A 19,309-nucleotide genomic window follows, 5' to 3' on the forward strand; every position below is an offset into this window, starting at 1 on the left:
CTACAGACTCAATGCATCCGTGAACCGCTACCGGAGCTACGCGTGCCAAGCCCTTGCGCCAACCCCTTCAAACCCGCCACCGGGCTGGGCAATCCTCACCTGCAGACCCTGTGGGGCCCGTTGTGGCGCAAGACCGTCCATCTCGAGCGCAGGCGCGAGCGGATGTGGCTGGACGACGGCGACTTCCTCGATATGGACTGGCACGGCCCACACGAAGTCGACATACCGCTGGTGCTGGTGCTGCATGGCCTGACAGGTTCCAGCAATTCCCCGTATGTCGCCGGCCTGCAGCAGGCCATGGCCGCACAGGGCTGGGCCAGCGTCGCGCTCAACTGGCGCGGCTGCTCGGGCGAGCCCAATTTGTTGTCGCGCAGTTATCACTCCGGCGCCAGCGAAGACCTCGCGGCAGTCATCGCCCATTTGCGCGCTGCCCGACCCTTGGCGCCGCTGTATGCCGTGGGCTATTCGCTGGGCGGCAACATCTTGCTCAAGCATCTGGGTGAATCAGGGCTGAACAGCCAGTTGCAGGGCGCAGTGGCCGTTTCCGTACCGTTTCGCCTGGACCAGTGCGCCGATCGAATCGGCATGGGGTTCTCCAGGGTCTATCAACGGCATTTCATGCGCGAGATGGTCAGTTACATCAGGGACAAGCAAACGCGCTTTCAACACGAGGGGCTGAGCGAAGGATTGGCAGAACTGACAGCCCTCGGCTCGCTGGAAAACATGCGCACGTTCTGGGATTTCGATGGCCGGGTGACCGCGCCGCTGAACGGGTTTGTGGACGCCCAGGATTACTACCGGCGCGCATCGAGTCGCTACTTTCTGAGCGAGATTCGTACGCCGACGCTGCTGATTCAGGCGCTGGACGACCCGTTCGTCTTCAAACACAGCCTGCCCGAACTGTCCGAGCTGTCCGCCAGCACGGAGTTCGACCTGCAACGCCAGGGAGGCCACGTCGGTTTCGTCGACGGATCGATCCGCAATCCGACCTATTACCTGGAACGACGCATTCCGGCATGGCTGCTGGACGTGCACGGCGCCGCCGGATTGTAGAAGCGCGCTTGCCGATGGTGGGAGGGAGCTTGCTCGCGATGAGGCCAGTCAGCATCCCCAAGGGGACTAGCCATCGCGAGCAAGCTCCCTCCCACCGTTATCGCGTTGCACGATCATCCAAGACAGCCCGTGATCATCCGCTTAACATTCGGGGCATAAGGAGAAACTCCCATGCCTCGCAATCAACTTTTCGTTCGCGGCCTTCGCGACAGCGTGCCCATGTTGGTCGGTGTTGCGCCGTTCGGCATCATCTTTGGAACCCTGGCGGGCGTGTCAGGACTGTCGTTGTGGCAGGCCGTGGGCATGTCACTGTTCGTCTATGCAGGTTCTGCGCAATTCATCGTCATCAGCCTCATGGGCGCGAGCGCCAGCGCCGTGGTCATCTTGCTCACCACGTTCATCGTCAACCTGCGCCATGTGTTGTACAGCGCGACGTTGCAACCTCAGGTCCAGAGGCTGCCGCAGCGATGGCGGCTGCTGTTGGCGTTTTGGCTCACCGACGAAACGTTCGCCGTGGTTCAGCGTTTTTACATGGTGCATGGCCGAACACCGCTGGCTCACTGGTACTGGCTGGGCGTGACCGCTGCGCTTTACGTCTGCTGGGTCAGCAGTTCGCTGGTGGGCGTGCTGTTCGGGCAGGCGGTGCCGGACATGGCGAGCTGGGGGCTGGAATTCGCGATGCTGGCGACCTTCATCGGCATCGTCGTGCCGCTGCTGCGTAACCAACCGCAGATTGCTGCCGCATTGGCGGCCGGTGCAGTCGCGTTAATAGCGTGGTCGTTACCCTACAAGCTCGGATTGATGGCGGCCGCGTTCAGCGGGATCGCGGTTGGCGTGGTGCTGGAGCGCCGGCGCACACCTGAAAGCGCTTCTGGCAAGGAGCTGCAATCATGAGTTACTGGTGGCTGATTCTGGGCATGGCGGTCATCACGTTCCTGATGCGCTACAGCCTGTTCGCCTGGCCAAACCTGCGTTTCCCGCCCGTGGTGCGCCAAGGCCTGCATTACGTGCCCACGTCGGTGCTGACCGCCATCGTGGTGCCAGGGATGTTGCTCCCGGACGGCGAGCACTGGCAGTTGGGGCTCGATAACGCGTACTTGCTGGCAGGGATCGCGGCAATCGCCATCGCCGCCGTGAGCCGAAACTTGCTGGCGACCATTGGCGGTGGGTTGGTGGTGTTCTTCCTGTTGCGCTGGGGAATGGGTCAGATTTAAGGGCTTCGGACTCAACCCACGTTCTGTAGGCGCGAATTTATTCGCGAAGCAGTCCGCAGCTGCATTGGATGCATCAGCCTTTCGCGAATGAATTCGGTCCTACAGGAAAGCGGCTACTCGCCCGTCGCGACTTCACGCTTGGGATCCGTAATCCATTCGCTCCAGGAGCCGGCATACAGGCCACCCAGCGGGTAGCCTGCCAGGCACAGCGCAAACAGATTGTGGCAGGCCGTCACCCCGGAGCCGCAATACGCCACCAGACTTTCCGGTGAGCGCCCGGCCAGCACCTGCGTAAACCGCTCCTTGAGCTGCTCCACCGGCAAAAACCGGCCATCAGCGCCCAGGTTGTCATTGAACGCTGCACATTGAGCGCCAGGGATATGCCCGGCGACCGGGTCAATCGGTTCAACCTCGCCGCGGAAACGGGCAGGCGCACGCGCATCGATCAAGGTCATTTGCGCATCACCCAGACGCGCCTGCAATTGCTCCACGGTCAGTACGATTGAATCGTCCGGCTGCCCATCGAAGAAACCCTGCTTGTGGGACGGCGCATTCAGACTCAACGGCAAACCCGCGGCATGCCAGGCCTTCAGGCCGCCGTCCAGGATAAAGACACCGTCGCGCTTGCCCAGCCATGCCAGCAACCACCATGCCCGTGCGGCATAAACGCCCGGGCCATCGTCATACAGCACGATGTCGCTGTCGTTGTTCACACCCCAGGTGCGCAAGCGCTCGATCAGGGTTTGCGCATCGGGCAGCGGATGGCGCCCGGTCACGCCTCTTTTGATCGCACCGCTCAAGTCATTGAGCAGGTCGGCGTAGGACGAACCTTCAATGTGCCCTTCCGCGTAGCTGCGTTGGCCGTAGTCCAGGTCTTCGAGGGAGGAACGACAATCCAGTATCACCAGCCCTGATTGTTGCTGGCGTTCAGCCAATTGTTGGGGGCTGATCAGTTGCGCGATGGACATGATGGGCTCCTGAGGCAATGAAAAAGACATCATTCGTTCAATATGAACAGATAGACAAGCGTTCGGCCGCTTTCTCTCATCCGGGCGTTGCACCGTCAGAAAGCGCCGACCAGACAGCCCGACTTTCCCGACAGGGGTTGCTGCGCTAACATCCGAGTCCCCAACGGACTCCGATCAGGACGATGCGATGAACCGAGTGTTGTATCCAGGCACCTTCGACCCGATCACCAAGGGCCACGGCGATCTGATCGAACGCGCCTCGCGCCTGTTCGATCAAGTGGTCATTGCCGTGGCCGCCAGCCCCAAGAAAAGCCCGTTGTTCTCCCTGGAAGAACGCGTGGAGTTGGCCCGCGAAGTCACCAAACACCTGCCCAATGTCGAGGTGATGGGGTTTTCCACACTGCTCGCGCATTTCGCCGAGGAGCAGAACGCCAACGTATTGCTGCGTGGCCTACGTGCCGTGTCCGATTTCGAGTATGAATTCCAGCTGGCCAACATGAACCGACAACTGGCGCCGGACGTGGACAGTCTTTTTCTTACGCCATCGGAACGCTATTCGTTCATCTCATCTACGCTCGTCAGAGAAATCGCAGCATTGGGCGGTGATATCAGCAAATTCGTACATCCGGCGGTCATGCAGGCCCTCAACGAGAAATTCAAACGCTAGGGCATTGCGTCGACGCCGGGGTGCATATGCAGCGCTAATACGGCACAATTCGCGCATTAGTCTTCATATGCCCCGGCGCGGACCGCGGCAGGAGTATCCATGTCCCTGATCATCACCGACGATTGCATCAATTGCGACGTCTGCGAACCCGAGTGCCCGAACGAAGCGATTTCCCAGGGCGAAGAAATTTACGTGATCAACCCGAACCTGTGCACCGAATGCGTCGGTCACTACGACGAGCCACAGTGTCAGCAGGTGTGCCCTGTCGATTGCATTCCACTGGACGAAAACCACGTGGAGAGCAAAGAAGAACTGATGGCCAAGTACGAGATCATTACCACCAAGGCTTAACTGAAGGCTCCCCCGTCGGCATACGCGCTTTCGCCGAAGACTCTGGCATCACTGCCATTTTCGATTTAAGCGAGAGACGCATGACGCTGAACCTCAGGCAGATTCCTCCTTTATTCTTCGGCGCACTGTTGTTCTCGTGCGCGGCTCTGGCCCAGGCCAGGCCCACTCACCCAGACCTTGCCTCCATTGCCACCGCACACCCCCAGGCGACCGCCGCTGGTCGGGAAGTCATGAGTGCGGGCGGTAACGCGTTCGACGCGGCCATTGCCATCAGTGCGGTGCTCGCGGTTGTAGAGCCGTATGCGTCTGGCTTGGGCGGTGGCGGGTTTTTTCTGCTTCGCCAGGCCGGCGAGCCAACGCAGTACCAATTTCTCGACGCACGGGAAAAAGCCCCGCTCAAAGCCACCAATAACCTTTTCCGCCGCAACGGCATCGTGCAGCCGGACCTCTCGCTCAACGGGCCCTTGGCCGCCGCCATTCCGGGGCTGCCAGCTGCGCTGGTCGAACTGGCGGAGCACTACGGCAAACTGCCGCTGACGGTATCCCTCGCCCCCGCCATTCGCATTGCGTACGAGGGCTTTGCCGTGGACGACATTTACCGCGAGCGGGCCAGCTGGCGGCTGTTTGCCCTGCGCGGTAATAAAGAAAGCGCCCGGCTGTTCCTGCGCGGCAATAACGTGCCCGCGTTCGGCGAGATCATCAAGCAACCCGAGCTGGCGGCGACCCTGGACCGTCTGGCTGACAAGGGACGGGACGGTTTTTACGGAGGGTTGACCGCGCAAGCCATGATCAACGGCGTTCGTGGCGCCGGTGGCATCTGGAATTTCCATGATTTCGAGCAATACGAAGTGATCACCCGCCAGCCATTGCGGTTTGCGATGGCCGATCAGCGTGAACTGATCACGGCACCGCCGCCCTCCGCCGGCGGGGTTGCTTTGGCGCAAAGCCTGTTCATGCTGCAGCAATTGCCCTGGCGCGAGTCGGGGAACGTACAGCGGGCCCATTACGTGGTTGAAGTGCTGCGCCGGGCCTACCGCGACCGGGTGCTGTTCGGGGACCCGGACTTCGTGACCAACCCGCTGGCGCAGGTGCTGGACCCTGAGTACTTGATGCAGCGGGTCACCAGCATCGATCCCCACAACGCAACGCCCAACAATACGCTGCCACCCGCGCCCAGGTGGCGCGAAGGCGGCAACACCACGCATTTCGCGGTACTGGACCGGGACGGTAATGCCGTGGCCGCTACCTTGTCGGTCAACATGCCGTTCGGTTCAACCTTTACCGTGCCCGGCACAGGCGTACTGCTCAACGATGAGATGGATCAATTTACCCCTGAGCCAGACCCCGGTAACGCGACAGCTGCGCTCGCAGGCACAGCCAATTCCATCGTGCCGGGTAAACGGCCGCTGTCGAGCATGAGCCCAAGCTTCATCGAAAGCCCCCGCACGTTCGCCGCGTTCGGTACGCCAGGAGGCAGCCGGATTCCCAGCACGGTGTTGCTGTCGATGCTGCAATTTCTGGACGATCAGCCAATAGCAAACTGGGCAGCGACCGCTCGCTACCACCATCAGTACATGCCGGACGTTCTGGACTATGAGCCTGCAGCCTTTACGGCTCAGGAGCTGCTTGATCTGCAGGAGCGCGGCTATCGACTCAAGGAAACCCCGCGTCCGTACGGCAATCAGCAGGTGCTGTTCTGGAACAAGCGCAACGCCAGAACCGAGGCGGCGAGCGATCCGCGGGGAATGGGGGTGTCAGTGGTGTTTCGGCCGGACGCTCCGCTGAGTGTGAGCAAGCGGTGTGCAGATCACTCCTGCTCGCCGTAGCTGTCGCCGGTACAACCCAGGCAGCGCACGAAGGCCGCCCTGGCGGGGTCGACGACCAACGCCTTGCCGGTTCGGCCAATGCCGCCGCCGGTCGCGGTAAACGGCAGCGCGATCACGAACAGGCCAGCACCGACGACGGTCGCGACAATCAACAGCGGCCGGGCGATGACCAGATCGGCCATCATCGCGAACGCCGGCGGCGTCTGTACCTGATACACCGGATCACCGCTGCCTGAACCCTCCGATTGCGCGAACGCAGGCGTCGCCTGCAGGCCGAGAAACAACGCCAGACTGGCAGCAAGAATACGAAACGGGCTCATGGCGTGATCCTTCAGGCGCAGTGGTAGGGGATGTTGCTCACTATAAACAGGGATTGGGGTTGTGCAAGGGGATATCCGCACTCGGGTTGCGCCTTGCAGGAGCGCGCTTGCCCGCGAAGACGCCCCTTCAACCGATAAAGATTTATTGGCTGAAATAAAGCAATCGCGGGTAAGCGCGCTCCTACAGTTCAGAACGGCCTACTTCTGACATTTCGGGCAATAAACACTCGCCCGCTGCCCCAGTTTGACCTCCCGCAGCTCTGTGCCGCAGACCTTGCACGGTTGCCCGCCTCGGCCGTAAGCGAACAACTCCTGCTGGAAATAGCCCGGCTGCCCATCACCGCCAATGAAATCACGCAGCGTCGTGCCGCCACGCTCGATGGCGGCGGCCAGAATGCGTTTGATTTCACCCGCAAGCTTTATGTAACGCGCCTTGGACACACTCTGGGCTTCGCGCCTGGGGTCAATGCCGGCCGCGAACAGCGCCTCGGTGGCGTAGATGTTACCCACGCCGACCACGACTGCGTTGTCCATGATGAACGGCTTGACCGCCATCGACCGCCCCCGTGAACGCTCGAACAGGCGAAGCCCGTCGAACAGATCAGTCAGCGGCTCCGGGCCCAGTCGCAACAGCAACTCATGGTTATGCGGATCAAGGCTCCACAGCATTGCGCCGAAACGCCGGGGGTCGGTGTACCTCAGGGCCAGGCCAGACTCCAACTCGATGTCCACATGCTCATGTTTGAGCGCCGGCAGACCGGCTTCCACCAGCCGCAGGTTGCCCGACATGCCCAAATGGCTGATCAAAGTACCCACCTCGGCCTGAATCAGCAGGTACTTGGCGCGGCGCTCCACTACCACGATCTTCTGCCCGGACAGCCGCACGTCCAGGTCTTCGGGGATCGGCCAACGCAAACGGCGATCGCGCACGATCACTCGGCTCACGCGCTGGCCTTCCAGATGCGGCGCAATGCCGCGGCGGGTGGTTTCGACTTCAGGGAGTTCAGGCATGAGCAGCTCGTTGAGGACGTGAGGCAGGGCGAAACATCAAATCGCGCCCAGTTCGCGAATACTTTCTTTCAGGTTTTCGAAGTCGTAGTCAGACAGCCCCATGTAATCGAGCACCAGATGGCCGATGCTGTTCCATTCATGATCGATGGTCTGGTTGCCCAATACGCGGTGTGAAGCGCAGATATGCTCGGCCATCTTCAGCACCGCCAGCAGGTTTTTCAGTGGCGCATTACGGCCCGAGTCATCCTGGAAGATCGCCAGCGCGTTGTGATGATTGGCGATGGCGTTGGTGACATGTTCCGGTAATCGCCACGACTTGGCGGTGAAATAGCCGACAACGGCATGGTTGGTGTTCAGCGCCCGGTTTTCAGTGTCAACCACGCGGGTGTCTGGACTGGCGTTGGCGTACGCTTCTTCGAGCACGTCCATGTACTGAGGAAAGCGCTTGAGCATCAGCGGAATGCCGCAGTCGTGAAACAGACCCAATGCGTAGGACTCGTCCACCGTTTGCGAGCCAACGCGCTTGGCCAGCGTCAGACTGGTCATTGCCACGTCCTGGGCGCTGTCCCAGAAACGACTCAAGACGACAATGGTTTCGTCGCTCATTTCACTTTTGATCGACTGGGCGTTGATCAGGTTGATCACGGACCGGCTGCCCAGCAGATTCACCGCGCGCTGGATCGAGGCAATCTTGTTGGAGAGCCCGTAATGCGATGAATTGACAATCTTCAGCAGCGCCCCGGACAGCCCTGGATCCTGCGCGATCAACCGGGCGATGGCGCCCAGATCAGGGTCGGGCATGTACTGCTCCATCTGCAGATCCACCATGATTTGCGGCTGCGGAGGAACACTGATGCCTTGCAGTACTTGCTGGATCTGCTCGGACGTTAACTCTTGGGACATAGGTAAACACTCTGGCTCAGGGATCGATTCTAACCCCTACCGCCCCCGCCTCGACAACCGGTGAAATGCTGCACTGCGGCTCAAGCCCGGCCCGCTGCGTCGCGGGCATCCGACCGCTAGCCGTTTAATTCGAGCAATCGCGGCCTCACGCCGGGATCACACGTTATAATCCCGCTCTTTTTTCCGGAGCGACGTCATGTCCCTGCCCAGCTTGCGCCTCAAAGCCAACGCCGACCGACGCCTACGCGCCGGTCACCTGTGGATCTACAGCAACGAAATCGACGTTGCCGTCACCCCCCTCAATGCCTTCGCTCCGGGGGCACAAGCCATTCTGGAAACCGCCGGCGGGAAGCCGTTGGGCATCGTCGCCCTGAGCCCCAACAACCTCATTTGCGCCCGGCTGCTGTCCCGTGACATCAAGCTGCCGCTGGACAAGTCGCTGCTGGTTCATCGCCTGAATGTCGCCCTGTCCCTGCGTGATCGCCTGTTCGACAAGCCGTTCTACCGTCTCGTCTTTGGCGATTCCGACCTGCTGCCGGGTCTGGTGGTGGATCGTTTCGGCGACATTCTCGTCGTGCAACTCGCTTCCGCCACCATGGAAGCGCACAAGGATGACGTGCTGGCGGCCCTGATTCAGGTGGTCAAGCCAAGCGGCATCCTGCTCAAGAACGACTCCGCAGCCCGTGATGCCGAAGGCCTGACTCGCTACGTCGAAACCGCGTTCGGCCTGGTACCGGAGTGGGTGGCGCTGGAAGAGAACGGTGTGAAATTCGAAGCGCCGGTCATGGAAGGCCAGAAGACCGGCTGGTTCTACGACCACCGCATGAACCGCGCCCGTCTGGCGCCGTACGTCAAAGGCAAGCGCGTGCTGGACCTGTTCAGCTACATCGGTGGCTGGGGCGTGCAGGCAGCGGCGTTCGGTGCCGCTGACGTCACGTGCGTCGACGCGTCGACCTTTGCGCTGGACGGCGTGGAGCGTAACGCTGCGCTGAACGGCTTCACCGACAAGGTCGCGTGCATCGAAGGCGACGTGTTCGAAGCACTGAAAGAACTGAAAGCGGGCGAAGAGCGATTCGACGTGATCATTGCCGATCCACCGGCGTTCATCAAAAAGAAGAAGGACCTGAAAAACGGCGAAGGCGCCTACCGCCGCCTGAACGAACAGGCCATGCGCCTGCTGAGCAAGGACGGCATCCTGGTCAGCGCATCGTGCTCCATGCACCTGCCCGAGGACGACCTGCAAAACATCCTCCTCACCAGCGCCCGCCACCTGGACCGCAACATCCAGCTCCTGGAACGCGGCGGCCAAGGCCCCGACCACCCCGTCCACCCGGCGATCGCCGAAACGCGGTACATCAAAAGCATCACCTGCCGGCTGTTGCCCAATAGTTGAGATGTGCGGCGGTTGGGCTTACCCCATCGCGGGCAAGCGCGCTCCTACAGTTGATCGCATTTCCTTGATGCAACGCGCTCCATTGTAGGAGCGCGCTTGCCCGCGAAAAATCTTAAAGCCATACAGCATCCCAAAGCGGGTAATCGCCTACGCGTCGCACCAAACCCGCTCTCAGCGGATTGGCAACGATGTACCTCGCAACGCTCTGCAAATCCTCTTCCCTGCATATTGCCCTGTCGTGGTAGCCCTTCTGCCAAACACGAAACGGTGTTTGTCCGGTCCTCATCACCGCGAGAGCACTGCCTGCCTTGATTCGACGCATCAACATTCCCAGGCTTCCCTTCTTCAACTCTACAAGCCAGTGGAAATGATCGGGCATCACCACCCACGCGAGGGAATTTGCCAGGCCCTCTTGCTCAGCATTTCGAAATTGATCGACTACCAGACGCCCAATGCGCCAGTCGTTGAAAAGCGGCTGGCGCCCATAAGTGACGGATGTCAGCAGGTAAATTCGGCCAGTCTCAGAGTATCGACCGTTACGTAAATCTTTACCGCGTTGAGACGGAGGCATTCCATTGCCCTGATATGTATTCAGTAGTCAGCCTAGTAGTGAGAAGGACTATGGTTGTGCAAGAAGGTATTCCTGATGTGTCCCAACCACCGAATCGCGGGCAAGCGCGCTCCTACAGTTGATTGTATTTCATGGTGCAATGCGTTCGCCTGTAGGAGCGCGCTTGCCCGCGATGGCTTCACGCATAAATCCCCCTGCCCGGCTCAATTGCCCAGCCATCATGTCCGCCATTCCCTCCCCCGCTCACAGGTGTAGAATCACCGCTATTCATCGCCATCATCCCCCGGCGGGTTTATGAGCTCAGGCCGAGCGCGCGGCGATCCTGCGACGCTATCGGTTTCTTCGCTGCATCCGGTCACTGCCATTTGCACACGACGTCACTAGAAGCTCACTCCCTTCCTTGATTAGCCGATTAGCCGGAGTGTTCCAATGCCTGATTACCGTTCGAAAACGTCCACCCACGGCCGCAATATGGCCGGCGCACGTGCCTTGTGGCGCGCCACGGGCATGAAGGACGAAGATTTCAAGAAACCCATCATCGCCATCGCCAACTCGTTCACCCAGTTCGTCCCGGGCCATGTACACCTCAAGGACCTGGGCCAGCTGGTTGCCCGCGAGATCGAACGCGCCGGCGGCGTGGCGAAGGAATTCAACACCATCGCCGTGGACGACGGCATCGCTATGGGCCATGACGGCATGCTGTATTCGCTGCCGAGCCGCGAGATCATCGCCGACTCCGTCGAGTACATGGTCAACGCCCACTGCGCCGATGCCATCGTGTGCATTTCCAACTGCGACAAAATCACCCCCGGCATGTTGATGGCCGCCTTGCGCCTGAACATCCCGGTGATCTTCGTTTCCGGCGGCCCGATGGAAGCTGGCAAGACCAAGCTCGCCAGCCACGGCCTGGACCTGGTGGACGCCATGGTCATCGCCGCAGACTCCGAAGCCAGCGACGAGAAAGTCGCGGAATACGAGCGCAGCGCCTGCCCGACGTGCGGTTCGTGCTCCGGCATGTTCACCGCCAACTCGATGAACTGCCTGACCGAAGCGCTTGGCCTGGCCCTGCCGGGCAACGGTTCGACGCTGGCGACCCACAGCGACCGCGAAGAACTGTTCCTGCAGGCCGGTCGCACCATCGTCGACCTGTGCAAAACCTACTACCGCGACAACGATGACTCGGTGCTGCCGCGCAACATCGCCAACTTCAAAGCGTTCGAGAATGCGATGACGCTGGACATCGCCATGGGCGGCTCGACCAACACCATCCTGCATTTGCTGGCCGCCGCGCAAGAAGCCGAGATCGACTTCGACCTGCGCGACATCGACCGCCTGTCACGCAAAGTGCCGCAGCTGTGCAAAGTGGCGCCAAACATCCAGAAGTACCACATGGAAGACGTGCACCGCGCCGGCGGCATCTTCAGCATCCTTGGCTCCCTGGCCCGTGGCGGCTTGCTGCACACCGAGCTGCCGACCGTGCACAGCAAAACCATGGCCGAAGGCATCGCCAAGTGGGACATCACCCAGACCACCGACGAAGCGGTTCATCACTTCTTTAAGGCGGGCCCGGGCGGCATCCCGACGCAAACCGCGTTCAGCCAGTCCACCCGCTGGGAAACCCTGGATGACGACCGCGAGAACGGCTGTATCCGCAGCGTCGAGCACGCCTATTCCCAAGAAGGCGGCCTGGCCGTGCTGTACGGCAACATCGCGGTGGACGGTTGCGTGGTAAAAACCGCCGGCGTGGACGAGTCGATCCACGTGTTTGAAGGCAATGCCAAGATCTTCGAAAGCCAGGACAGTGCTGTGCGCGGCATCCTTGCGGACGAAGTAAAAGCCGGCGACATCGTGATCATCCGCTACGAAGGTCCGAAAGGCGGCCCGGGCATGCAGGAAATGCTCTACCCGACCTCGTACCTGAAGTCCAAGGGGCTGGGCAAAGCCTGTGCGCTGCTGACCGACGGGCGTTTTTCAGGCGGTACGTCTGGCCTGTCCATCGGCCACGCCTCACCGGAAGCCGCAGCGGGCGGCGCGATTGGTCTGGTGCGCGACGGTGACAAAGTGCTGATCGACATTCCGAACCGTGGGATCAACCTGTTGATCAGCGACGAAGAAATGGCTGACCGCCGCGCCGAGCAGGACAAGAAAGGCTGGAAGCCGGTCGAGTCGCGGCCACGCAAAGTGACCACCGCGTTGAAGGCCTACGCATTGCTCGCCACCAGCGCCGATAAGGGCGCGGTGCGGGACAAGGCATTGCTGGATAAGCTGGTGCCGTAAGCATCGGCAGCGCCTTGAAAAACACCCCGCACGTCGGGGTGTTTTTCTGTCTGCAGGCCTGGCGTAATCCTTCGATGTTTTAGCGGATGGCTACGGCAATCGCACCGACTAGCAGGCAAACGCTCGCAACGGACGTCAACTGAATGCGTAGCGGCAAGTACCAGTCAGGCAAACGCAGCGCACGCACCATGTGCCTGTCCTGCCAGTAGTGGGCAGCGAAGCCGGCAATCAGCAGCACACACCCCAACGGCACCGGCAACAGTGTTGCAGGCCAGGCGATAAGCGCAGGCAAGACACTCCAGACGAATCGGGTACGGCGCTGTTCCGGGCTCATGTCGTGCAGCGTCATGGCGAACCCCCAGTGCAAGGCGCCCACGAAACTCAGAATGACCGCGCCGTAAGCGACCAGCGCCCGCCCCAAGAACTCACCCTGCTCATCAGAAAAGGGGATCACCAGCGCCAGCACGATAAAGGGCACAAGACCGCCATAACCCAACAAGCCAACAAGCGTTGGCGGCGAAGTCGCGGACGACACGTTCATTTCAGCTCCTTACAGTCAATGGCATTCAAGACTGTAGGCACAAAAGCGCGGCCAGGGTTCACCGTTCTGCTGACTCAGCTGCAAACACCGGCAACCCTGAGCGAAGGCATCGGTCCTAATCCTACCTGTCGACGCTAAAACCGCCATGAACGAGAGCTGTCCATGAGTACCTTGATCTACTGGTTTCGCCAAGACCTCCGACTTGCCGACAACCCCGCGTTCTCCCTTGCGTGCGAACAGGCTGACGCCTTGTTGCCGGTGTATTGCACGCCGACGCCAGCATCTACGGCCTGGGGCTTTGAGCGTGTGGGGCGCCATCGCAAGTACTTTGAAAACGCGGCGGTGTGCGACCTCGCCGATCAACTGAGCGCTCGCGGCAGTGCGTTGATGCAGATAGTGGGCGACCCGGTTGAGCAATTAGTGGCACTTGCACAGCGCTTGGGCGCCGATAAAATCCTCTGTGAGCGCATCGCCGCCCCCGAGGAGGAGGCTCAGCTCAAGGCGCTGCGCTCAGCGGGGCTTGAGGTCGAGGATCACTGGCAATCGAGCGTGTTCAGCGTTGAGTCGCTGCCGATGAGCGTTGACCAACTGCCCGATGTGTTCAGCAGCTTCCGACGCTTGATCGAGAAAGCACACACGCAGGCACGCACGATTGTGCCGGTGCCGACAACGATACCTGCACCTGCACAGGGCTTCTTTGCGGCACCGATCAGTTTACCTGTGCCGCCAAACCATGATCCGCGCTCCGCGCTTGCTTATCAAACACCGGCTTTCAGCGGCGGCGAGCACGCAGCGCAGGCGCACTTACATCAGTATTTCGAGCGGCAGTTGGCCAACAGCTACAAGGCCACGCGCAATAACCTTAGCGCGGTTGATGACTCCACCAAGTTCTCTGCGTGGCTGGCCCAGGGCTCATTGTCGGCCCCGCAGATCGATCAGGCGCTGAGACGCTTCGAAACTGCACAGGGCGCCAACGACAGTACGTACTGGATTTTCTTCGAGTTACTGTGGCGCGACTACTTTCGTTTTCTGCACCTTAAATACGGACGACGCCTGTATCGAGCCAGCGGTTTGATCGGTAGCGATTTGCCCCATCACAACGCGCAGGGGTTCGACCGCTGGTGCCGTGGCGAAACCGGAGAGGCTCTGGTTGATGCGGGCATGCGCGAGCTGGCAGCCACCGGTTATCTCTCCAATCGCATGCGTCAGATCGTCGCCAGTTACCTGATCCATGACCTTAAATGCGACTGGCGTGCGGGGGCTGCCTGGTTTGAGGCGCAACTGGTGGATTACGACGTTTACAGCAATCAAGGCAATTGGCTGTATATCGCAGGATTCGGGACGGACCCCAGGGGAGGACGGCGTTTCAACACAGCCAAGCAGGCCAGTGACCATGACGCGGACGGCGTTTATCGACGGTTATGGGCCTGACGCTGAGGCAGCACGGTCAATCGCCGTGCTGCCCTGCGAGCCGGTTATTGAATGTCTTCAGGCTTCACGATCACCCAGTTCTTGTCCGCCGTCACCGGCAAGCCTTCCTTCGCCTGCGCCGCTGCGTGTTTGGCCATCATGCCGTTGAGCTGGGTCATGTACTTGTCTTTGCGGTTGATCCACAGGTGCACGCCGCCCTTGGCCACGTCCACGTCGTGAAACAGCATGTAGCCATCGCTGGTGGGGGTATCGCCGCCAACCAATACCGGCTTTTTCCACTCATCAATGTAGGTCAGGATCGCCGCATGCTTGCCCGCCATCCAGGTCGCCGGCGTCCACAGGTAAGGCGTCAGCTCCAGGCCCAGGTTGGCTTTCTCGTCATATTTGCCGGCCGTGATCTGCTTGCGGGAGGTGGTCAGCTCGCCGGTCTGGAGATTCTTCAACAGCGTGGTTACGCCGATCACGTTCTGCGGTTTGACGTTGTAACCGTACTTCGGATCCGAGGCGACCATGCGCACCAGCTCTTCGGAGGCGGCGGTCATGACGTAGACCTCGATGCCGTTCTCCATCAGCTTGTTGTACAGCTCAGCCTGGCCGGTGAAGATTTTTGGCGGATTGACCTCGATGGTCTTGACCGCATCGCCGTCGTAATAGGTGCTGGAAATCGGTTTGCCGGACGCCATCAGCTCGTCCACGTAGCCCTTGAGCTGCTTGAGCGTAAAACCGGAAAACACCTGCGCGACCCACGGGTAGCAGACCATGTCGTCGATTTCACAGAGCCGGTAGTAATAGCTGAACAGGCTTTCCTTGTGGCTGGCCGTGTCTTTGAACGGGATCAGCTTGAGGGAAGGATCGAGGGATTCGCGGGTGATCAGCCCTTTGTTTTCCATGTACGGCAGCAGCGATTCTTCGAGGTCGTAGCGGTAGCTGGTGTTGTCCATGTCGAAGACGGCGAAATTACCTTTGTTGGCATTGGCCGCAATCATTGCGTTGAGCTGTTTGGCGGCCGGTTCCGGCCAGTGTGCCAGCTCGGTGGCGAAAACTTGTCCCGCCAGACCGAAGCACAGTGCAGCGGCCAACAATTTGGGTGCGAGCTTCATATCGGTGTCCTCCCCTTTTAATTCGAGGGATCGACCGTAGCAAAAAGACGTGACGGGTTGGGTGCGTCAGCGACCGCGCATGTTCTGATGGCGTCACGGTGAGAACGATTCGCGACAGGGGGCGTGAAAACGACCATGTTTCAGATCTTCGCGAATGAATTCGCTCCTGCAGTGATCGAACTCACTCGCGAATCGGATTAACGCCGCTCCCAGACCTCAAAGCTGTACGCTGGCTTGTCGTCCAGTGCCGGATGCGCTTCGTTGGACACCAGTTTCCACTCAGCTTCATCAAACTGCGGAAACCACGCATCCCCTTCCGGACTCAGCGCCACGCGGGTCAGGTACAAACGATCGGCTTGCGGCAGACCTAGCGTGTACAGCTGCGCGCCACCGATCAGCATGATTTCGCTAACACCCTGTTCGTTCGCCCAGGCTTCGGCACGTTCGATGGCTGCGTCCAAAGAAGTGAACACTTCAGCGCCTTCGAGCGTCAGACCTTTCTGGCGGCTAACGACAAGATTCAATCGACCAGGCAATGGACGACCGAGAGAGTCCCAGGTGTTCCGGCCCATGATGATCGGCTTGCCCAAGGTCGTCGCTTTGAAATACTTGAAGTCCGCTGGCAGATGCCAAGGCATAGAGTTATTCCAGCCGATCACGTGGTCTTCACCGATGGCTGCAATCAGGCTGAGGGTAAGGGGCTTTTTCATGGCGGCGAGAATACCAGAGCATCCGGTTTTGCTGAACCGAGAATGTAGACATGCATCGCTTAGCTCGCATTTTTCACCAAGTTGTTTTTAACGGTTATGCTCCCCCTGACTTTATCAACGAGACGCCGTGTGACTGCTCTGACCCCACTCGATGACCTGTGGCTGACCGAAGCCGTGCGCCTGCGCGAAGTACAGGCCGGCGCCCTTGAAGACACCGAAGCCAATCGCCAGGCCCGCGTTCAGGTCGGCGATTTGCTCACGCGCATCAAGCACCGCGCGCGCTTTCTGGCCGAGCGCGACGGGATGCTGGCTGCACTCCATCACTGGAAGCAAGGCGCGCGGCTGGCGCTGATAGTGCTGGCGGTCTTCGCCGTGATCAGTGGCGCGGGCCTGGCCTTCGCCGCGCTGGGCGACGGGCGGGCCCCGGTCAACGTGTTCTGGGCGCTGGGCAGCCTGCTTGGGATCAACCTGATCCTGCTGATCAGTTGGGCGCTGAGCCTGGCCTTTGCCGGTGAAAGCACCGCCAGCCTCGGCCGTCTCTGGCTGTGGCTCAGCGAAAAACTCGCCCGCGACGCCCAGGCCGCTCAGCTGGCGCCCGCACTGGTCCTGTTGCTGCAGCGCAAGCGCCTGAATCGCTGGGTGCTGGGCGCCCTTATCCACAGCGTCTGGCTACTGGCATTGTTCAGCGCGCTGGTGATGCTGCTGATGCTGATGGCGACCCGTCGCTACGGGTTCGTCTGGGAAACCACCATTCTCGGCAGCGACACCTTCGTCGCCCTGACTCACGCGCTCGGTGCGATCCCGGCGCTGCTGGGTTTCAGTGTGCCGACCGATGCCATGATCCGCGCCAGCGGCGACAGCTCCTTGGTCGTCGAGGACGCCCGCCAGGCCTGGGCCGCGTGGTTGGTCGGCGTGTTGGTGGTGTACGGCATCGTCCCCCGATTGCTGTTGGCCCTGGTCTGCTTCTGGCGCTGGCGTCGCGGCCGGGCAGCGCTGACCCTCGATCTGAGCCTGCCGGGCTACGTCGAGTTACGCGAACGCCTGATGCCGAGCAGTGAGCGCTTGGGCGTGAACGACGCCGCTCCGGAACAGCTTCATCAGGTCCGGCACAACGCCGAGCCCCTTGAAAGCGAAGGCGCGCTGCTGGTGGCCATCGAGCTGGACGATCAACGTGATTGGCCACCCAAACTGCCGAAAACCGTCGCGGACGCCGGCATTCTCGACAGCCGGGAATCGCGCAACAGGCTGCTGGATCAACTCACACGCTTCCCCCCCGCACGCCTGGCCATTGCCTGTGACCCGAGACGCTCGCCTGATCGCGGCAGTCTCTCGCTGATTGCCGAGCTGGCACGCTGTGCCGGTTCCACGCGGGTCTGGCTGTTGCCGGCCCCGCCCGGACAGGCACTGGATGCCGACCGGCTGGGCGACTGGCATACCGCGCTGCAGCAAATGGACGTGATCTGGGCGGACAGCGCGCCCCTCACCTGGCTGGAGACGGGCCATGACTGATTCGGACACGCCTCGCGCGTTGCGTCTGGCCGTGGTCGGCCACACCAACGTCGGCAAGACCTCGCTGCTGCGCACATTGACCCGGGATGTCGGCTTCGGCGACGTGTCCCATCGGCCCAGCACCACGCGGCACGTCGAAGGCGCGCGCTTGTCGGTGGACGGCCAGGCGTTGCTTGAGCTGTACGACACGCCGGGGCTGGAGGACGCCATCGCGCTGCTGGACTACCTGGAACGGCTTGATCGCCCGGGCGAACGACTCGACGGCCCCGCTCGCCTGTCGCGGTTTCTCGACGGCAGCGAAGCACGCCAGCGTTTCGAGCAGGAAGCCAAGGTGTTGCGCCAACTGCTGGCCTCCGACGCCGGTTTGTACGTGATCGACGCCCGGGAGCCGGTGCTGGCGAAATACCGTGACGAGCTGGCCGTGCTGGCCAGTTGCGGAAAGCCGCTGCTGCCGGTGCTCAATTTCGTCAGCAGCGCTCAGCACCGCGAACCGGATTGGCGTGAGGCCCTGGCGCGACTGGGGTTGCACGCGCTGGTGCGGTTCGACAGCGTTGCGCCGCCCGAAGATGGCGAGCGGCGGTTGTACGAAAGCCTGGCGTTGCTGCTGGAGAATTCCCGCGACCAGCTTGAGCGGCTGATTGTCGATCAGGAAGCCCAGCGCCAGGCACGTCGACACAGCGCTGCCCGATTAATCGCCGAGTTGCTGCTCGATTGCGCGGCGTGCCGTCGCAGCGTGGCGGCGACCTCGGATGAGGTCCAGGCCGCCATTGCCGATCTGCGCAAAGCGGTGCGGCAACGGGAACAACGCTGCGTAGAGTCGCTGCTCAAGCTGTACGCGTTTCGTGTGCAGGACGCTTCGGCCAGTGATCTCCCGCTGCTGGACGGGCGCTGGGGTGACGATCTGTTCAATCCTGAAACCTTGAAGTTGTTGGGTGTGCGGGTTGGCAGCGGGATTGCTGCGGGTGCCGCCGCCGGGGCGGGGGTCGATTTGCTGGTCGGCGGCATTACCTTGGGCGCGGCGGCGCTGGTGGGGGCTATCGCCGGCGGTGCATTGCAGACAGCACGCAGTTATGGCGGGCGATTGCTGGGCAAAATCAAGGGACAGCGTGAGCTGACGGTGGACGATGCGGTCTTGCGCCTGCTGGCATTGCGGCAGCGGCAGTTGCTCCTCGCGCTGGAGGCTCGCGGTCACGCCGCGCTGGACAGCATCAAGTTGACCGCGCCCCAGGACAAAACCTGGCGCGAAGGCAAGTTGCCGGACGACCTGCGCAAGGCGCGGGCGCACCCTCAGTGGTCTTCGCTCAATCCTCATCCCAAGCTGAACCAGGCCGAACGGCAGGAAGCAATTGAGGGGTTGGCCGGCAGCCTTGAAACGCCGAACCTGTAGGAGCGAATTTATTCGCGAAGCGTCTATTCAAGCGGCAGAAGCGGGTCGGTCATGCCGCCCTTTTCGCGAATAAATTC

At 61.1% G+C, this 19,309-nt stretch carries 19 protein-coding genes; 11 read left to right on the plus strand and 8 right to left on the minus strand.

What is annotated here, in order from left to right; genetic code table 11:
* Positions 1-42 precede the first annotated feature (42 nt).
* The 3 genes from ABQX22_RS06750 (at position 43) to ABQX22_RS06760 (ending at position 2,267) form a co-directional block, all read left to right on the plus strand.
* Positions 43-1,053, plus strand: coding sequence for a hydrolase (locus ABQX22_RS06750; protein ID WP_349797778.1), 1,011 nt, complete (start codon positions 43-45; stop codon positions 1,051-1,053).
* Positions 1,054-1,224: 171 nt separating this feature from the next.
* Complete coding sequence (locus tag ABQX22_RS06755) at positions 1,225-1,947, plus strand: AzlC family ABC transporter permease (protein WP_349797780.1); 723 nt, start codon at positions 1,225-1,227, stop codon at positions 1,945-1,947.
* The gene (locus ABQX22_RS06760; RefSeq protein WP_349797782.1) at positions 1,944-2,267 is read left to right on the plus strand and encodes an AzlD domain-containing protein; all 324 of its coding nucleotides are present in this window, start codon (positions 1,944-1,946) and stop codon (positions 2,265-2,267) included. The genes ABQX22_RS06755 and ABQX22_RS06760 overlap by 4 nt, the downstream gene beginning before the upstream one ends.
* Positions 2,268-2,380: 113 nt before the next feature.
* On the opposite strand, the gene ABQX22_RS06765 is transcribed toward ABQX22_RS06760, so the two are convergent.
* A complete protein-coding gene (locus ABQX22_RS06765; RefSeq protein WP_349797784.1) occupies positions 2,381-3,235 on the minus strand; it encodes a sulfurtransferase in 855 nt (284 codons plus the stop codon).
* Between the two features lie 187 nt (positions 3,236-3,422).
* On the opposite strand from ABQX22_RS06765, the gene coaD reads away from it, so the two are divergent.
* The 3 genes from coaD to ggt all read left to right on the plus strand — a co-directional run bounded on the left by coaD (position 3,423) and on the right by ggt (position 6,079).
* On the plus strand, positions 3,423-3,902 hold the full coding sequence (gene coaD / locus ABQX22_RS06770; protein WP_349797786.1) for a pantetheine-phosphate adenylyltransferase: 480 nt from the start codon (positions 3,423-3,425) through the stop codon (positions 3,900-3,902).
* A 99-nt stretch (positions 3,903-4,001) separates the two neighbouring features.
* Positions 4,002-4,253, plus strand: a complete 252-nt coding sequence (locus ABQX22_RS06775; RefSeq protein ID WP_349797788.1) for a YfhL family 4Fe-4S dicluster ferredoxin — start codon at positions 4,002-4,004, stop codon at positions 4,251-4,253.
* A gap of 80 nt (positions 4,254-4,333) precedes the next feature.
* Positions 4,334-6,079 carry a gamma-glutamyltransferase gene (gene ggt / locus ABQX22_RS06780; RefSeq protein ID WP_349797790.1) on the plus strand — a complete coding sequence of 582 codons (1,746 nt, stop codon included), beginning with the start codon at positions 4,334-4,336 and terminating at the stop codon, positions 6,077-6,079.
* On the opposite strand, the gene ABQX22_RS06785 is transcribed toward ggt, so the two are convergent.
* The 3 genes from ABQX22_RS06785 to ABQX22_RS06795 all read right to left on the minus strand — a co-directional run bounded on the left by ABQX22_RS06785 (position 6,061) and on the right by ABQX22_RS06795 (position 8,313).
* The gene (locus ABQX22_RS06785; protein ID WP_349797791.1) at positions 6,061-6,399 is read right to left on the minus strand and encodes a hypothetical protein; all 339 of its coding nucleotides are present in this window, start codon (positions 6,397-6,399) and stop codon (positions 6,061-6,063) included. The genes ggt and ABQX22_RS06785 overlap by 19 nt on opposite strands.
* Before the next feature lie 198 nt (positions 6,400-6,597).
* A complete protein-coding gene (gene mutM / locus ABQX22_RS06790; RefSeq protein WP_349797793.1) occupies positions 6,598-7,410 on the minus strand; it encodes a bifunctional DNA-formamidopyrimidine glycosylase/DNA-(apurinic or apyrimidinic site) lyase in 813 nt (270 codons plus the stop codon).
* A gap of 36 nt (positions 7,411-7,446) precedes the next feature.
* Entirely contained in the window at positions 7,447-8,313 is an 867-nt protein-coding gene (locus tag ABQX22_RS06795; RefSeq protein ID WP_349797795.1) for an HDOD domain-containing protein, read from the minus strand.
* Positions 8,314-8,509: 196 nt separating this feature from the next.
* On the opposite strand from ABQX22_RS06795, the gene ABQX22_RS06800 reads away from it, so the two are divergent.
* Complete coding sequence (locus ABQX22_RS06800) at positions 8,510-9,706, plus strand: class I SAM-dependent rRNA methyltransferase (RefSeq protein WP_349797797.1); 1,197 nt, start codon at positions 8,510-8,512, stop codon at positions 9,704-9,706.
* Positions 9,707-9,818: 112 nt separating this feature from the next.
* Here ABQX22_RS06800 and ABQX22_RS06805 read toward each other — a convergent pair whose 3' ends face one another.
* Positions 9,819-10,277: an REP-associated tyrosine transposase gene (locus ABQX22_RS06805; RefSeq protein ID WP_349797799.1), complete on the minus strand. Its 459-nt coding sequence runs from the start codon at positions 10,275-10,277 to the stop codon at positions 9,819-9,821.
* 429 nt (positions 10,278-10,706) lie between these two features.
* Here ABQX22_RS06805 and ilvD point away from each other — a divergent pair, with 429 nt between their 5' ends.
* The gene (ilvD, locus tag ABQX22_RS06810; protein WP_349797801.1) at positions 10,707-12,554 is read left to right on the plus strand and encodes a dihydroxy-acid dehydratase; all 1,848 of its coding nucleotides are present in this window, start codon (positions 10,707-10,709) and stop codon (positions 12,552-12,554) included.
* Between the two features lie 79 nt (positions 12,555-12,633).
* Here ilvD and ABQX22_RS06815 read toward each other — a convergent pair whose 3' ends face one another.
* Positions 12,634-13,095: a DUF3429 domain-containing protein gene (locus ABQX22_RS06815; protein WP_349797803.1), complete on the minus strand. Its 462-nt coding sequence runs from the start codon at positions 13,093-13,095 to the stop codon at positions 12,634-12,636.
* Positions 13,096-13,257: 162 nt separating this feature from the next.
* Here ABQX22_RS06815 and ABQX22_RS06820 point away from each other — a divergent pair, with 162 nt between their 5' ends.
* Positions 13,258-14,526, plus strand: coding sequence for a DASH family cryptochrome (locus ABQX22_RS06820; RefSeq protein WP_349797805.1), 1,269 nt, complete (start codon positions 13,258-13,260; stop codon positions 14,524-14,526).
* 44 nt (positions 14,527-14,570) lie between these two features.
* On the opposite strand, the gene ABQX22_RS06825 is transcribed toward ABQX22_RS06820, so the two are convergent.
* Positions 14,571-15,626 carry a hypothetical protein gene (locus tag ABQX22_RS06825; protein ID WP_349797807.1) on the minus strand — a complete coding sequence of 352 codons (1,056 nt, stop codon included), beginning with the start codon at positions 15,624-15,626 and terminating at the stop codon, positions 14,571-14,573.
* 197 nt (positions 15,627-15,823) lie between these two features.
* Positions 15,824-16,336, minus strand: coding sequence for a dihydrofolate reductase (locus ABQX22_RS06830; protein ID WP_349797809.1), 513 nt, complete (start codon positions 16,334-16,336; stop codon positions 15,824-15,826).
* A gap of 129 nt (positions 16,337-16,465) precedes the next feature.
* Here ABQX22_RS06830 and ABQX22_RS06835 point away from each other — a divergent pair, with 129 nt between their 5' ends.
* Positions 16,466-17,845, plus strand: a complete 1,380-nt coding sequence (locus ABQX22_RS06835) for a DUF2868 domain-containing protein (protein ID WP_349797811.1) — start codon at positions 16,466-16,468, stop codon at positions 17,843-17,845.
* Positions 17,838-19,232 (plus strand): GTPase/DUF3482 domain-containing protein, encoded by a 1,395-nt coding sequence (locus ABQX22_RS06840; RefSeq protein ID WP_349797813.1) that lies wholly within the window; start codon positions 17,838-17,840, stop codon positions 19,230-19,232. Before ABQX22_RS06835 ends, ABQX22_RS06840 begins: the two co-directional genes overlap by 8 nt.
* Positions 19,233-19,309 lie beyond the last annotated feature (77 nt).

It is taken from the genome of Xanthomonas sp. WHRI 1810A, assembly GCF_040202885.1.
In the GTDB taxonomy this organism is placed as follows: Bacteria; Pseudomonadota; Gammaproteobacteria; order Pseudomonadales; family Pseudomonadaceae; genus Aquipseudomonas.